This window comes from Alteromonas sp. AMM-1, from assembly GCF_047290655.1.
GTDB classification, from domain to species: domain Bacteria; phylum Pseudomonadota; class Gammaproteobacteria; order Enterobacterales; family Alteromonadaceae; genus Alteromonas; species Alteromonas mangrovi.
Map to the genome: position 1 here is coordinate 11356 of NZ_JBLBUE010000004.1, position 14670 is coordinate 26025.

General features: G+C 48.7%; 14 protein-coding genes. 6 read left to right on the forward strand and 8 right to left on the reverse strand.

Going from position 1 to position 14670, the window contains the following annotated elements:
- Positions 1-210 precede the first annotated feature (210 nt).
- Complete coding sequence (locus ACLR2L_RS01590; protein WP_140958157.1) at positions 211-3330, forward strand: TonB-dependent receptor domain-containing protein; 3120 nt, start codon at positions 211-213, stop codon at positions 3328-3330.
- A 145-nt stretch (positions 3331-3475) separates the two neighbouring features.
- Here the strand turns inward: ACLR2L_RS01590 and ACLR2L_RS01595 are convergent, their stop codons facing one another.
- From ACLR2L_RS01595 to gpmM, 3 genes are all read right to left on the reverse strand, one after another.
- Positions 3476-4288 (reverse strand): divergent polysaccharide deacetylase family protein, encoded by an 813-nt coding sequence (locus ACLR2L_RS01595; RefSeq protein ID WP_413365125.1) that lies wholly within the window; start codon positions 4286-4288, stop codon positions 3476-3478.
- 106 nt (positions 4289-4394) lie between these two features.
- Positions 4395-5534: a murein hydrolase activator EnvC family protein gene (locus ACLR2L_RS01600; protein ID WP_413365128.1), complete on the reverse strand. Its 1140-nt coding sequence runs from the start codon at positions 5532-5534 to the stop codon at positions 4395-4397.
- 30 nt (positions 5535-5564) lie between these two features.
- Positions 5565-7100: a 2,3-bisphosphoglycerate-independent phosphoglycerate mutase gene (gene gpmM, locus ACLR2L_RS01605; RefSeq protein WP_413365130.1), complete on the reverse strand. Its 1536-nt coding sequence runs from the start codon at positions 7098-7100 to the stop codon at positions 5565-5567.
- 437 nt (positions 7101-7537) lie between these two features.
- On the opposite strand from gpmM, the gene ACLR2L_RS01610 reads away from it, so the two are divergent.
- Genes ACLR2L_RS01610 through gpsA form a run of 4 tightly spaced genes read left to right on the forward strand, consistent with a single transcriptional unit; the run spans position 7538 to position 9798 of the window.
- Positions 7538-7963, forward strand: a complete 426-nt coding sequence (locus ACLR2L_RS01610) for a rhodanese-like domain-containing protein (protein ID WP_140958161.1) — start codon at positions 7538-7540, stop codon at positions 7961-7963.
- Between the two features lie 20 nt (positions 7964-7983).
- Positions 7984-8241 (forward strand): glutaredoxin 3, encoded by a 258-nt coding sequence (gene grxC, locus ACLR2L_RS01615; protein WP_140958162.1) that lies wholly within the window; start codon positions 7984-7986, stop codon positions 8239-8241.
- Between the two features lie 36 nt (positions 8242-8277).
- Positions 8278-8787: a protein-export chaperone SecB gene (secB, locus tag ACLR2L_RS01620; RefSeq protein WP_140958163.1), complete on the forward strand. Its 510-nt coding sequence runs from the start codon at positions 8278-8280 to the stop codon at positions 8785-8787.
- Between the two features lie 9 nt (positions 8788-8796).
- Positions 8797-9798: an NAD(P)H-dependent glycerol-3-phosphate dehydrogenase gene (gpsA, locus tag ACLR2L_RS01625; RefSeq protein WP_413365133.1), complete on the forward strand. Its 1002-nt coding sequence runs from the start codon at positions 8797-8799 to the stop codon at positions 9796-9798.
- Between the two features lie 10 nt (positions 9799-9808).
- Here the strand turns inward: gpsA and trmL are convergent, their stop codons facing one another.
- From trmL to ACLR2L_RS01650, 5 genes are all read right to left on the reverse strand, one after another.
- Complete coding sequence (gene trmL / locus ACLR2L_RS01630) at positions 9809-10273, reverse strand: tRNA (uridine(34)/cytosine(34)/5-carboxymethylaminomethyluridine(34)-2'-O)-methyltransferase TrmL (RefSeq protein ID WP_413365135.1); 465 nt, start codon at positions 10271-10273, stop codon at positions 9809-9811.
- 71 nt (positions 10274-10344) lie between these two features.
- Positions 10345-11328 (reverse strand): alpha/beta fold hydrolase, encoded by a 984-nt coding sequence (locus ACLR2L_RS01635; RefSeq protein ID WP_413365137.1) that lies wholly within the window; start codon positions 11326-11328, stop codon positions 10345-10347.
- Complete coding sequence (locus ACLR2L_RS01640; protein ID WP_140958167.1) at positions 11315-12685, reverse strand: ATP-binding protein; 1371 nt, start codon at positions 12683-12685, stop codon at positions 11315-11317. Before ACLR2L_RS01640 ends, ACLR2L_RS01635 begins: the two co-directional genes overlap by 14 nt.
- Positions 12682-13395 (reverse strand): response regulator, encoded by a 714-nt coding sequence (locus ACLR2L_RS01645; RefSeq protein ID WP_140958367.1) that lies wholly within the window; start codon positions 13393-13395, stop codon positions 12682-12684. Before ACLR2L_RS01645 ends, ACLR2L_RS01640 begins: the two co-directional genes overlap by 4 nt.
- Before the next feature lie 426 nt (positions 13396-13821).
- On the reverse strand, positions 13822-14238 hold the full coding sequence (locus ACLR2L_RS01650; protein WP_413365140.1) for a methylglyoxal synthase: 417 nt from the start codon (positions 14236-14238) through the stop codon (positions 13822-13824).
- Between the two features lie 264 nt (positions 14239-14502).
- Here ACLR2L_RS01650 and ACLR2L_RS01655 point away from each other — a divergent pair, with 264 nt between their 5' ends.
- Positions 14503-14625, forward strand: coding sequence for a hypothetical protein (locus ACLR2L_RS01655; protein WP_255439114.1), 123 nt, complete (start codon positions 14503-14505; stop codon positions 14623-14625).
- Positions 14626-14670: the final 45 nt, after the last annotated feature.

The window sequence follows — 14670 nt, forward strand, 5'->3', positions numbered from 1 at the left end:
CTGCAAATTGTGTATACGCGATAACCCTCTATAATACACTCAACTCCCTATCTTGGTGCAATCCTGCACTCCTATGGAGCCAATTGTCAGGTTGCATTGACATTACCCCTTGCAGCACACGCCGTTAAAGGCTCGTTGCACATGGTATAAAGTATGCTTTTGACAACGTTTGCAAAAATAAAAACATCAGAACAGTCTGAGGAAACCACAATGAGCACATTCAATACACTTCACGACAAGAAGCGCTCTGCGATATCCCTGTGTATCGCAACCGCGCTGGGATTAGGCTATTCCGCCAGTTCACTGGCACAGGAAACAGAAGAAGCATTAAAGTCGGTAGAAGTGATTAACATTACCGGTTCACGAATCCCTACCGATCCCAACGTGATCTCGTCGGTACCGGTTCAGTCAGTTGATAGCAAAGACATTGCGCTATCGGGTGAGCTAAACCTGGCTGATATCGTGAATGATATTCCTGCATTAATTTCGTCTTCAACGGCCGAAAATAACGACACCGGTGCAAACTCACTGAACCTGCGTGGATTGGGTGCAGAGAGAACCCTGACACTGGTTAATGGCCGCCGCCACGTTGCGGGTTTCCGCGGTACCTCTGCTGTTGATATTGGGACTATCCCAAGGGCACTGGTTGAGCGTGTTGAAGTAACCACCGGTGGTGCGTCTGCCGTGTACGGTGCTGACGCGGTAACCGGTGTTGTTAACTTCATCCTGAAAGATGACTACGAAGGTTTCCAAATCAACGCCACTGGCGCCTTACCTGAGGAATCGGGCGGTGGTTCGTTTGCTGTAGACAGTTTGTATGGTAAAAATTTCGACGATGGCAAAGGTAACGTAGTATTTACCCTGTCGTACGAAAAAGAAGAAGAATTGCTGCATGGCGATCGCTCATGGTCACGTAATAACGGACTGTCTTCAATTGTGCCAAATCCAAGCGGTGAAACGCAGCGTATGCTGGCAAGTGATGTGCGTTACTGGTTAACATCTAATGAAGGCTCAATTGCCCCTACTTTTGGCGGCCGTGATGTCACCTATGTTGATATTAACAACAACGGCATCGCCGACTGTCAGGAATCGCTGGGTGGACAAACGGGTTACCTGGCAGGTTGCTGGTTAACCAATCCAGACGGAACCGTGCGCGTAAATAGCGATGGTCCGATTTACAACGGTTTATTAAGTAGTGGTGGCGACGGTGCGAAGTTCAATTTCGACAACGACACCCTGATGCCAAACACCGATAAGTTTATTGTTAACTTAAACGGTAACTACCAAATCAACGACGAATTAAACGCGTTTTTTGAAGCCAAGTACGTAAGAGCAGAAACCAATTACTATGCAGAATACGACTCTTACTACGATACGTTGTTCATTTTACCTGACAACCCTTACATCCCTGAACAGTTACTGCCCGTAGTTGATCAGACTGGTGGCTTGTTGATCACTCAGGACGCCATCGCATGGGATGACGATGACACCAATTACGTACGTGAAACCAAGCGATTTGTAGGCGGTTTTACCTGGGATTACTCTTACGATCACAGTCTGGAACTCGCGTTCAATCACGGCGAATTTTCTAATACCACCCGATACACTGAGCAGTATATCGACCGCGTATTTGCCGCCATGGATGCCGTTACGGGCCCAGACGGCACGCCAGTATGTCGCTCAGATATCGACCCTACTGCTGCCTATGAAATTGACTACTTCGCTTATAACGTGAACTATGCAAATGGCGACTTCTACAGCGACCGCTATTACACCTTTACCCCTGGTGATGGCCAGTGTGCCCCGTTAAATCCGTTTGGTACAGATGCATTGAGCGACGAGGCCAAAGCCTTTATCTCTAACCGCATGAAAGACGAACTAACGATTAAGCAAACCGTAGTTACGTTAACCGCCGTTGGTCAGTTTGATAAACTGTTAGACAGTGTATTAGATGGTGCACTGGGCTACGCAACGGGTTTGGAATATCGCGAGGAATCGAGTGACAACCGCCTGGATCCTGCGGCGCTGGGTATTCTTCCGGAAGGGACATCCTACACAGCCGGACAACTCGTTAGTGAAGTGTCTCCCTGGCTGAACTTCCTCACCGGTATCGATAACGTTCAACAATTTAATACTTCGGGTAAATACGATGTACTGGACGCCTTTGTTGAAGTGCGTTTACCCATCTTCCAGGACAGAGAATACGCCTACGAATTTACCGTTGACGGTGCCGTGCGCGTAGCTGACTACTCAACACTGGGTAACGCCACCACCTGGAAACTGGGCTTCTCTTATAGCCCAATAGAAGAACTGAACTTCCGCGGTACCGTTTCCGAAGCAGTACGGGCACCGAACATTACTGAGTTATTTGACCCACAATTGCCCATTACCATCAACCTGGACAATGATCCGTGCGATCCGGCAAACATTGATGCAGGTAGTTCAGTACGTCAGGCTAACTGTGTGGCCGCACTGCAAGCGGTAGGTGTTGATTTAGCGGATATCCAGGATGCCGATGGCAATTATATCTGGACTAACCCGTTAACCGCCCGTTTCTCCGGTACATCTGGTGGTAATCCGGATCTGGACGTAGAGACAGCATCAACCTACACCATTGGAACCGTATTCCGCCCCAGTTTCCTCGAAGGCTTTACCGTTACGCTTGATTACTGGAATGTAGAAATTGAGGATGCGATTTCTGCTGTTGGTCCGGCTGATGTATTAAACGGCTGCTACGATTCAACAAATTACCCGGCTATCGGTTATTGCGGACAGATTTCACGTCGTGCTGATGGCGGCTTAAACTTCCTCACAACGGGTGAAATTAACTTCGCCCGGGTTGAAGCAGAAGGGATTGATTTCTCAGCTAACTACACGTTCAACATTGATGAAAACGAGTTTGGCATCAGCGTGGTTGGCACACGCCAGAAAACCCTGAATCGTTACTACAATCCAACCGATCCAACTGATGTGGATATTGATTTGGAAGAGATTCAAACGCCTAAAACTGCAGCCAATGTTGAGTTTAGCTGGACGCGCAATGAGCTGAGTATGGCACTGCAAACAACTTACCAAAGCCGTCAGGCTTATCAGGAAGTTGAGAACTCGCTTGGTCTTAATGGTCAGGCTATTTTGTTCGGCGAGGGCGGCGGTTTCTTCGGCAGCACACTTATCCACGACTTTAACGCCAGCTACCAGTTGGATGAAACGTTCACCGTATTTGGTGGCGTAAATAACATCACTGACGAATCACCATTCGCCACTCAGGAAGCCTGGCCGGTTGGCCCGCGCGGACGGACATTCTTTATGGGTGTTAACTACACCATGTAATGCAGATTGTGGACACGAGGTGGTAATAACTGCCTCGCATTGGTGCCCACCTTAATTGAAAAACGGCTGATTACTCTGCGTAATTAGCCGTTTTTTATGCTTACCTGTGTGGTAAACACCACAAGCCTAGTCTAGGGCGAGCATGCTAACGCGGGGCGATCGGAGTAGCAGGCAATACTGCACCCTCTGCTGTAAACAGCGCTTGCGAACTCCCCTGCCGAAAATAATGGCTGATAGGGCGCAGTTCAATGTGTTCAGTGTCGAGATTACCCAATTTCTGAAGTAAGAATGCGATTGATTCAGGGTGTGGATGAGCAATAGCGATGGCCTGCCCATTGTGTTTTGCCAAACGAATCAGCCGCTGCCATTGAGACTGCATGAAATCTTCGGTTAATTCATGATCTAAAAACACATGTCGGCGAGCATTCGGCACATGCTGTTGCTGCGCAACCTCCTGCGCCACTGAATTGGGTGTGGTACGGCTATCAACAAAAAACAAATTCCGTTGCTTTATTTGTTGCATAACGAGTGTCATCGCTTCTTCTGAGGCGGTTAACTCACTGCCCATATGATTGTTAACCCCAATCGCGAAGGGTACTGAGTTTATCGCGTTTGCAAATGTATAGCTGATTTCTTCGGGTACCATTTGCGGCGTAATCGCACCGGGCCCGAGTGTTTTGTCGGAATAGGCAGCCATGGGTAAATGCAGCATCACTTCGCGGGACTGCCCATGGGCTTTATTAGCCAACGCCTCTGCAAGTGGGGTATGCGGTAAAATAGAGAGCGTCACTTCGTTGGGTAATACAAGGGCCTGATCATCGGTATGACGATAACCGATATCGTCGATGATCACGTAAATAGTAGCTTTGTTGTTTGGCGCAGCATTGCTATTAAAGCTTACTCCTAAAAGTAAACCGGCAAGGCAACACATCTGAATAAACCACTGCTTACTTGTCACTAACCTTACACGCACTGTTGTATTATTGTTGTGCGCCAAGCATACCAGCCTGAACTATCATCACCAAGAAAGGATTTTATACAAGGTGGTGACGTGCCGAATGGGCCTATATATCCAGCCAGTCGGCGGGATTGACGGCTTTGCCTTTATGACGGATTTCGAAATACAGGTTGGGCGAACTCTGGCCACCACTTTGACCCAGCAAGGCAACGGTTTCGCCTTGCGCAACTGATTCTCCGGCCTGGCGCAATAACGCCTGATTGTGTCCGTATACGCTCATAAAACCATCGCCATGTTCAATAATGGTGACCAGTCCAAACCCGCGCAACCAGTCTGCATATATTACGCGTCCGTGGGCAATCGCCTTCACTGCGCTGCCTTCGCGACCATCTATCATTATGCCTTTCCAGCGCACCTGCCCCTGACGGCGTTTGCCAAACAGCTTTCTCACGGTACCATCGGCAGGTTGCAGTAACCGGCCTTTGTCTGACGTTAAACCCGTGAGCTCCTGAGGGATCTGGCTCATTCGCTCAGCCCGCTCAATGGCTTCCATTAACGCCTGTTCGGCTTCGCGTAACTGGGCTATATGCGACTCTTCACTGGCGATTTTATTGTTCAGTTGTTGCAGGGTTTGCTGCCTGTCCTGCTGACGCGCCACCAGCTCATTCTGTTGTTTTTGCTGATCTGCTTGCAGTTGCGTTAACTCGTCGGCTTTTACTTGCAATGACGCCGTCACCGATTCCAGTTCATTTACCGTAGAAGTGAATTCACTAATATTGGCCTGTCTGGCCTGATTCAAATATTTGTAGTAAGTGATGATACGCTCGAATTTAGCCGCATCCTGCTGATAAAAAATCATTTTGGCATAATCATAGTGCCCTGCAATAAAGGCACTTTTTAACTGCCCTGCCAGCATGGTTTGCTGCTGAGCAATCGCCTGGCGTAATTCATCTCTGCGAGTGCTCAACACAGCCTGCTGTTGCTTGTTTTCCGCAAGCGCCTTGCGTGTAGCATTAAGCTTGCCCGCCACGCTACCAATTTGCTTTTCAGACTCTGCCAGCACAGTTTGCAGTTCATCAGCAGACGCCTTACTGTTCACCAGCGCCTGTTGCCTTGCCTTTAATTCGGCCTGCAGCGCCGCCAGTTCTTTTTCTGCGTCGTCAGTCTGCTGAGCGTGTGCTACGCCAGATAACAGCAGCAACATGCAGCAAGCCACTACCGCTCGGATAGTGGCCCTTAACCGCATATTGCCTGCTGCTAAAAACATAACCTGAAGTTACGACTTCAGTGTCATGATGGTTTTACCGGTCATTTCTTTTGGTTGTTCCATGCCCATCAAATGCAGCATGGTAGGGGCAACGTCACTCAGTGTGCCACCCTTTCTCGGCTGTGCATCACGGCCAAAGTATATGAAAGGAACCGGTTCACTGGTGTGAGCAGTGTGAGCCTGGCCAGTAGATTTATCCACCATTTGCTCAGCATTGCCGTGGTCAGCAGTGATCAAACATTCGCCACCTACTTTCTTCAGAGACTCAATTACGCGGCCAATTGAGCGGTCAACCGCCTCACAAGCTTTCACCGCGGCATTAAAGTCACCTGTGTGACCTACCATGTCGCCGTTTGGATAGTTACAGATGATCACGTCGAACTTGCCTGACTCAATGGCGCCGGTGAGTTCATCCGTGAGCTTTTCTGAGTTCATTTCTGGCTGCAAGTCATAAGTAGCCACATCTGGAGAGGGAATCAAAATTCGCTCTTCGCCGTCGTATTCTTTTTCTACGCCACCGCTGAAGAAGAACGTAACGTGGGCGTATTTTTCAGTTTCAGAGATACGCAGTTGAGTTTTGTTGTTTTTAGCCAACCACTCGCCAAGCACATTAACCAGTTTTTCTGGTGGGTAAGCTACCGGCGCTTTCAGATCGGCTGAATATTCTGTCAGCATTACAAATGCTGACAACTCAGGCACAACGGCTTTTTTGAATCCATTAAAATCCGCATCCAGGAATACCTGGCTCAACTGACGTGCGCGGTCAGCACGGAAGTTCATGAACAACAGGGTGTCGCCATCTTCCATGGCGACGCTGTCACCAATCACAGTGGGCGGTACAAATTCGTCATTCTTACCTGCTGCATACGATGCTTTAAGGCCTTCTACCGCACTGGCAGCTTGCGCTTCGCCTTTGCCTTGGGTAATCAAATCATACGCTTTTTGTACCCGGTCCCAACGCTTGTCACGGTCCATTGCAAAGTAACGACCAATGATGGTGGCTGTTTTACCTACACCCAGTTCTTTAAACACGGCGTCGGCCTTTTCCAGTGACGCCTGTGCACTTTGAGGCGGCGTGTCACGACCATCCAAAAATGCGTGTAAGTACACTTTAGTCGCGCCGCGGCTTACAGCCATTTTCGCTGCAGCAAAAATATGATCTTCGTGGCTGTGTACGCCGCCTGGCGACATCAGGCCCATGATATGCACCGCTTTGCCTTTGCTTACGGCATCGTCCACTGCTTTGGTAAGTGCAGGGTTATGCTCAAATTCCCCATCCGCAATAGATTTGGTGATTTTGGTAAAGTCCTGATACACCACGCGACCTGCACCCAGGTTAACGTGACCTACTTCGGAGTTACCCATTTGTCCGTCGGGCAAGCCAACATCCAAACCCGAGCCACTGATCAATGTACTTGGGTAGTCTGCAAACAACGCATCCAGATTCGGCGTATTAGCAGCCAGAATGGCGTTATTTTCTGGATCTTCACGATAACCCCAGCCGTCGAGTACAATTAACGCCAGTGTTTTCTTGGATTCAGTCATGAGTTCTCCTATCAAAATTCTGTGCCTCCGGGCAGGCTATCCTGCTCAGGCGATACGTGTTACCAAAGGGGTATATTGGGTACTCACAGGTACTCTTGTTTGATCGCTTTGGCTCGTTAAGACGCGTTGTAACGTTCCGTAGGGTGAGGCTTGGTTGCTATATTACCAAACCTTACAAGGGATTGAAGCGAATAAGTCAAAAATTCAGCAAATCCTTTGTATAGTTTTTTCCGATTAAACTTACTGCGGATAATTCAGACAAGCAAACATCATTGCCCGGGCCAATCAATTTCAGCGAAGCAACCGCTGTTAAACGATTAAAAACACCCCGCATCGACTATTTTTGAAGCACCAGTTCTGGCCCTGCCCTAGCTTCTGTTGGTTTTTTCTATATACTTTGCTCTCTTTTTTGAAAACCGATGCATTGGGAAGACGTAATGGATCAAATCATCGAATTCGCTGGCAACAACTTTATGCTGGCCGGCATTTGGCTGGCATTAGTGGGTATGTTGGTGTTCAGCTATATCAGCGGACTGATCTCCCCGGTTAAGGAAGTCAGCGTGCACGAGATGACGCTACTCATTAACCGCGAAGACGCCGTGGTACTGGATACCCGCTCTGCCAACGATTACAAAGCAGGCCATGTAACCAGTGCCCGTCAAATTAAAGCAGAAGAATTACGCGAGCGTAACTTCAGTAAGCTTGAAAAATACAAAGACACACCCATTATAGTGGTTTGCGCAATGGGCAATAGTGCCCGCGGCGTTGCAGCGGCCATGACTAAAGCAGGCTTCACCAAAGTGAATGTTCTGCGCGGTGGTATGAATGCCTGGTTACAGGCCGGACTGCCCGTAGCAAAATAATCACCCAGCGGGGTAACACTGTGAGCAAAGTTGAAATTTACACCAAGGGCTATTGCCCGTATTGTCACCGGGCTAAAGCACTGCTGCAGCAAAAAGGTGTAGAGTACATTGAATACGCCATTGATGCGCAGCCAGAACTGCGTGACGAAATGATACAGCGTGCAAATGGTGGTTACACAGTACCGCAGATTTTTATTAACGGGCAACACATTGGCGGCTGTGATGACATGCACGCACTAGAGCGTCAGCAAAAGCTCGATCCACTGCTTGGCCAATAGCTTTATAACAATTATATAAATTCCATAGGTAATATCATGTCTGACGAAAATCAAACAAATCAAGAGAACGCAGCAGCAGGCACACAGAGCCAGGCTCCACAATTCAACATTCAGCGTATTTACACAAAAGACATCTCTTTTGAATCACCTAATGCGCCAGGCATCTTTACCAAAGAATGGAAGCCGGAAATCAAGCTGGATATCGACACTGCCACCAACAAGCTTGACGGCAACCTGTTCGAAGTAACACTGTCGGTAACAGTAACGGCCAGCATGGGCGAAGAAACGGCATTCCTGTGTGAAGTGCAGCAGGCGGGTATTTTTATGATTGGCGATATGCCAGAGGCGAACAAAGCACACATGTTGGGTTCATTCTGCCCAACTACCTTGTTCCCGTACGCACGCGAAACCATTTCAAACCTGGTAAACCGTGGCACCTTCCCTCCTCTGAACCTGGCACCAGTCAACTTTGACGCCATTTTTGCAGCATACATGCAAAAACGTGCACAGGACGCACAACAAGCATCTCAGCAGTTAGACGCTTAATTTTTCAGCATGAATCAAGCATCGGTAACGGTACTTGGAGCGGGGTCGTATGGCTCCGCTCTGGCTATTTGCCTGGCCCGGAATGGCACGCCAACGTTGTTGTGGGGGCGTGACAGCTCACAACTCGACGAGATGGCTGAGCGCAGACAAAATCAACGCTATCTGCCCGACATTGCCTTTCCTGACAGCCTGCAAATAGTAGCTGACTTGCGCGAAGCAGTGTCCGCCAGTCGCGATATTCTGGTAGTAGTGCCCAGTCATGCATTTAAGGACATGCTGGAAGCTATTGCGCCTGTCTTGCAACCCACACATCGGATTATCTGGGCCACTAAAGGGCTTGAACCCGGCACCGGCAGGTTGCTGAAAGACGTGGCTCAGGATGTATTGGGAGACAACTATCCGCTGGCGGTGTTGTCTGGTCCTACGTTTGCCAAAGAAATGGCAGCCGGATTACCTACCGCTATCTCGCTGTCGTCTACCGATGATGACTTTATAGATGATATGGCAGCCAAGCTGCATTGTTCTAAGTCTTTCCGCGTATATAAAAACCCGGATTTTATTGGTGTGCAGCTGGGTGGCGCGGTAAAAAACGTAATTGCTATCGGCGCCGGATTGGCAGATGGCCTTGGCTTTGGTGCAAACGCAAGAACCGCGCTTATTACGCGCGGTTTAGCCGAACTATCCCGTTTGGGTGTGAAAGCCGGTGCGCAGCCCGAAACCTTTATGGGCATGGCAGGTTTGGGCGATTTAGTGCTCACCTGTACCGATAACCAGTCGCGTAATCGCCGTTTCGGATTGGCACTGGGTAAAGGCGTGTCGGTTGAGCAAGCCATGAAAGACATAGGCCAGGTCGTTGAAGGCTACCGCAATACCGAAGAGGTTAAGGCACTGGCAGAGCGCTTAGGTGTAGAGATGCCTATTTGCGAGCAAATTTACGCCGTACTTTACGAAGGCAAGTCTCCCAAAGATGCAGCACTCGCCTTACTGGGCCGTTCGTTAAAAAGCGAATAAGCGACGCAGGCTATCTGGCCTGCTCGTATCCAAACTGACGCCAGGATTCATATACGAATACCGACACCGCGTTAGACAAATTCATACTTCGGCTATTGGGCAACATGGGAATGCGTACCCGTTGTGCAGGTGGTAGCGATTCGATAATGTCATCGGGTAATCCGCGGGTTTCCGGACCAAATAACAAAGCATCGCCCGCCTGATACTGTACGTCGGAGTGAAACGCTTTGCCCTTGGTGGTACAGGCAAATACACGCTTTGGATTGCGCTGCGCAAGGTAAGTATCGAAATTGGCGTAGCGTTTTACGTCGGCAAATTCATGGTAATCCAATCCTGCACGACGCACACGCTTATCATCCCAGTCAAATCCCAGTGGTTCAATTAAATGCAGCGCATAACCTGTGTTTGCGCACAGGCGAATAATATTGCCGGTGTTAGGCGGAATTTCGGGTTGATAAAGTACAATATCCAGCATTACTCAAATCCTGACAGGGGCTAGCAGTGGGGCCGCATTATGCGAGTTTTCGGGCGTTGCGTCAAAATCCGCTACGCCGTTGCCGAATTAAAAAAAGTCACTATTTTGCGCATCACTGGCATACGGATAGCGTCTTGCTCAATCAGAATTTCGTGCCGGGCTCCGGCTACTGATTCCCAGCTTGCATTGGGCATATTGCTTACCACGTATTGTTGCTTGCGGTTGTCTACTACTTCGTCCAGTTGCGCGCTGAACACCTTCACTGGCAGTGTGAGTTCACCGGCATGTTGCTCAATGTGCCACATGGCGGCACTGGCTGCAGCAAGCCACTCAGGGGTAACCCCACCCAGCTGGATTTCAGGTTGCTGTGAATAAAGTTCACGAAATAGCGTATAACGGGGTTCACTACCGGTAAGCCGGTTGGTGGCAAACGGCTCTTCGTGATAGTTTCGCTGTCCAAAAAAGTATCCACTCGCGCCAGGAATGACAGCGTTATATATGCGATTAAGGGTAATAAGTAATGCAGCAAGCCATGCTGGTAGCGCAGGTCGAATGCCGAACATGGGGGCACAAAATACAACGCGGGAAAATACGTCTGGCATTGCCAGGATAGTTAACGCGCCAATGGCCGAGCCCATGGAATGGCACAACAAATTGAGTTGGCCTTTTTGGTTGGGAAGCACTACCTGGTTTAGGAAATGCGCCATGTCAGCAACGTATTCGTCGAAATGATTAACGAATCCAAGATGCGGATTATCGCGCATTCGCCCGGATAAACCCTGGCCGCGATGATCCAGAATGAAAACCGCAAATCCTTGATGAAAGAGATCATAAATGACCTCCTGGTATTTCAGTAACGACTCAATACGGCCAGAACTAATGACGACGGTAGCCCTGGCGGCTTCTGGAATACAGAAGGCATAATGCACCAAAACGTCGCCCCGCCCGACAAACTGGCCTTGCGTAACCTGCTGCTGCCAAAAAGGCTCAACACGCTCAGCAAATCCTTGTTTCAGGTTAGCTTCGGTGAAATATGGGTAATTACTCTCGCTCATTCCCTAAGGGTACGGTAATTGTGACTACCAGACCACCAGAATCTCCTGGCCGCGCCCGAATTGTTCCCTTATGCAATGCAACCGCGGCTTGCGCTATTGCCAGCCCTAAACCGACACCACCAGACTTGCGCTCCCGCGAGGCCGATGGCCGATAAAACGGCTTAAATATCTCCTGGCATTCTGCCGGTGTTAAACCCGGTCCGTCGTCACTTATCTCAAGTGTTAATTGCTCATCTGTTACCGTAAATGTTGCGTCCACCTGCGTATCGGCATAACGAATTGCGTTTCGTAGTACGTTTTCTACGGCGCTGTTGAGCTGGTTAGTATCTGCTCTGAGCGTTATGTCAGGAATCTCTTCACTGTTAAAGTGTTTGCTGTTGGTGCTGGCTTCAAATGCGGCATCCTGAAACAGCTCTTTCATGGTTTCGCGCAGCGCAATGCGCTTCATCAACGGCTTCCCGGCTTCTGCACGGGTTAGCTGTAACAGATGATTAATCAGCGCCTCCATTCGCTCCGCTTCCCGCTCTATGCGATCCAGCGTTGGCGTATCAAACGCTTGTTGATGTGCCAGTCCAATGGCCATTTGCATACGGGCCAGCGGTGAACGCAGCTCATGAGAAATGTCGGCCAGCAAACGCTTTTGCCCCAACCACATACTGGATAGCTGCTCTGCCATCAGATTAAAATCTGCTGCTAACTCGCCTATCTCATCTCTTCTGAAACTCTTTATGTCTGTACGCGCCTGCCAGTCACCTTCAGCTAATTGGCGTCCGGTATGCTGTAAATGCCGAATTGGACGCACAATCGACTTGGCAAACAACCAGCAAAACAGCGCAGAAATTACCACCGCCGTAGGTATTATCCAGGTAAGCATGCGCTCCGGACCGCCCTTTCCATCGGGGCGACGCCAGAATATGGCATGACTGGTGCCGTTAAATTCCACCAGCACCGGCCCGATAGCCACCATTGGGCCCAACTGCACTGAAATATAATTAGACTGACGGGCAAACTGGGCCAACAGGTTTTCTTCGTCTTCGCGTAGAGGTGGCCCGCCATCGTTGAATACCTTACCGGTGTCTACGTCTACCGCAATCAATGAGCGACGCTTTTCCATACTGATATCACGTAACAATGTCCGGAATCGGTCGTACTCGGTTTTGCGCCTTTCCAGATCATTTACCATCGACACTAATTGCTGAATATCGCTATTTAATGGCTTTTCGATCTGAAATGGCTGATAGAACATCCTGGCCAGCCAGGCAGAGGTAACCGCCGTAAGCACCAGGGTAACCCAGAACCAAAGAAAAAGGCGCCCAACGAGGCGCCGTGTGGGATTGAGAAACGCTAAAAATTTCATGATTGCTGCCGTAAGAGATAACCAGAACCGCGTATGGTCTTGATTTTTTCGTCATTGCAGGACGCAGATAATTTCTTGCGTAAATTGCTCACGTGCATGTCTATACTTCTGTCGAATGCCATAAGTTTGCGTCCAAGCACCTGCTGACTGATATCTTCTTTCGTTACCAGCTCACCTGCATTGACCATTAACAAACGCAAAATTGAGAATTCAGTGCCGGTGAGGGTGAGTTGTACGCCTTTCACCGACGCCTCTTGTTTAGTCACACTTAGCTCAATGTCGTTAATAACCAAATCCTGCTGCTGTTTTACCTGAGAGCCAAGATCCAGGCGTCGGAAAATTGCTTTGATACGCGCGACCAATTCGCGATGATTAAACGGCTTTGGCAGGTAATCGTCGGCACCTAACTCCAGCCCTAAAATACGGTCGTAGTCATCGCCTTTAGCGGTGAGCATTAATACCGGGGTTAAATGCGTCTGGCGCAGTTTTTTCAGTACGTCAAACCCATCCATCTTCGGCATCATTACATCCAGCAGAATCAGATCGAAATTACCCGTTCCGGTAGCCAGTTTTAAACCCGCCTCACCGTCATGGGCAACCGTAACCTCGTAACCCATGGTTTCTAAATAACTTTGCAGCATGTCGCTTAGTTCATCGTCATCATCAATCAACAGGATAGACTGATAAGCCGAAAACGACGGCTTGCTCATATTGCTCACGTCGATTTCCTTTTTTTGCCATACGTGATTAATTACATTAACGGTAGATATAGCACGGGCTTTCAATGTGGTCATAATTTTTCCATTAATGTGGAAGACAATTCTGACCGCAAGATTACTGATTGCTTAATATACAAGCAAAAATAAAGCCGGTGATTTACGCAACTTTTACACTACCTGACCATACTATACGTTGGAGTTAAAGGCGCTAGGTTAAAAACCCCAAACGATGGCGATCGTAGTTGCCCAGATTAGGTAATATTTCTGTTAATTAACGATCAGATACAGTTATTCTGCACGACAGATGCGTATATTTATTCGCCAGAACAAGTATTCTTATTGCTGCTAAGCTGAAAACAATCGGGCGTGTAATTTTTTACACGCCAACATTGCGGGAGAGTGCGTATTAACAGCCGACTATTTCCCGTAATCCGGGACCTTACGGACATGATTAACATCACTGAATAACGGCGAGGTTACGATAAGATCTGCCGTGGCCGGCGAACAGGCAACCGGCACATTCCATACAGAACACAAGCGTAACAGGGCTTTCACATCCGGGTCGTGAGGCGCTGGGTTTAATGGATCCCAAAAGAAAAATAATCCATCCAGATTGCCCTCTGCAATCAGCGCACCGATTTGTTGGTCGCCACCCAGCGGACCACTTTTAAAGCGATGCACTTCCAGACCTGTGTTGTCCTGAATCAGTGAACCAGTAGTGCCGGTTGCTACAATGTTGAAGGGGCGTAATGTATCGATGTGTTGTTTTACCCATTCGAGTAACTCTGGCTTCTTATGGTCGTGAGCAACCAGTGCAATGGTACGGCTAGGCATGGCAATTCCTTTCTGTATTGTATGATTATTCGCTTTTTGTATCATTTATCGGCCGGTAATGAAATGGTCACGCTATGCTGAAAAAATGGATAGTTTGCCACTGACACCCGAAAAAAACTGAGTTTAGTCACATTCGATAAATATTTATACGTTTTTATTGCATAAATATTCCCTTGTTGTATGATGACACGCGGTAATGGTTTTCAACCCTGCTTTTGTCTGAATTGTGTGCGGGGTTTCGGGAAAACTCAATAGGATCGGAACATGAATAAAACAACCAATCGGTTTGACGAACCGGTTGCCAAAGACCAGTTTAGCTCTCCCCTGGCTGGCTACATAATGCAGTGTGATCGGCGACGATTTGTAGTAAGGTTGCCCAAGCAGTAAACACTTGCTGTAGCACACTTTTTACCTTTGTGCTTTTTGGTCGGC

Excerpts from the sequence above, each read along its gene's own strand:
- ACLR2L_RS01610 (WP_140958161.1), top strand. The coding sequence starts at position 7,538 with ATGGATCAAATCATCGAATTCGCTGGCAACAACTTTATGCTGGCCGGC.
- ACLR2L_RS01650 (WP_413365140.1), bottom strand. The coding sequence starts at position 14,238 with ATGCCTAGCCGTACCATTGCACTGGTTGCTCACGACCATAAGAAGCCA.
- gpmM (WP_413365130.1), bottom strand. The coding sequence starts at position 7,100 with ATGACTGAATCCAAGAAAACACTGGCGTTAATTGTACTCGACGGCTGG.
- gpsA (WP_413365133.1), top strand. The coding sequence starts at position 8,797 with ATGAATCAAGCATCGGTAACGGTACTTGGAGCGGGGTCGTATGGCTCC.
- trmL (WP_413365135.1), bottom strand. The coding sequence starts at position 10,273 with ATGCTGGATATTGTACTTTATCAACCCGAAATTCCGCCTAACACCGGC.
- ACLR2L_RS01600 (WP_413365128.1), bottom strand. The coding sequence starts at position 5,534 with ATGCGGTTAAGGGCCACTATCCGAGCGGTAGTGGCTTGCTGCATGTTG.
- ACLR2L_RS01645 (WP_140958367.1), bottom strand. The coding sequence starts at position 13,395 with ATGAGCAAGCCGTCGTTTTCGGCTTATCAGTCTATCCTGTTGATTGAT.
- ACLR2L_RS01635 (WP_413365137.1), bottom strand. The coding sequence starts at position 11,328 with ATGAGCGAGAGTAATTACCCATATTTCACCGAAGCTAACCTGAAACAA.
- ACLR2L_RS01590 (WP_140958157.1), top strand. The coding sequence starts at position 211 with ATGAGCACATTCAATACACTTCACGACAAGAAGCGCTCTGCGATATCC.
- secB (WP_140958163.1), top strand. The coding sequence starts at position 8,278 with ATGTCTGACGAAAATCAAACAAATCAAGAGAACGCAGCAGCAGGCACA.
- ACLR2L_RS01640 (WP_140958167.1), bottom strand. The coding sequence starts at position 12,685 with ATGAAATTTTTAGCGTTTCTCAATCCCACACGGCGCCTCGTTGGGCGC.
- ACLR2L_RS01655 (WP_255439114.1), top strand. The coding sequence starts at position 14,503 with ATGAATAAAACAACCAATCGGTTTGACGAACCGGTTGCCAAAGACCAG.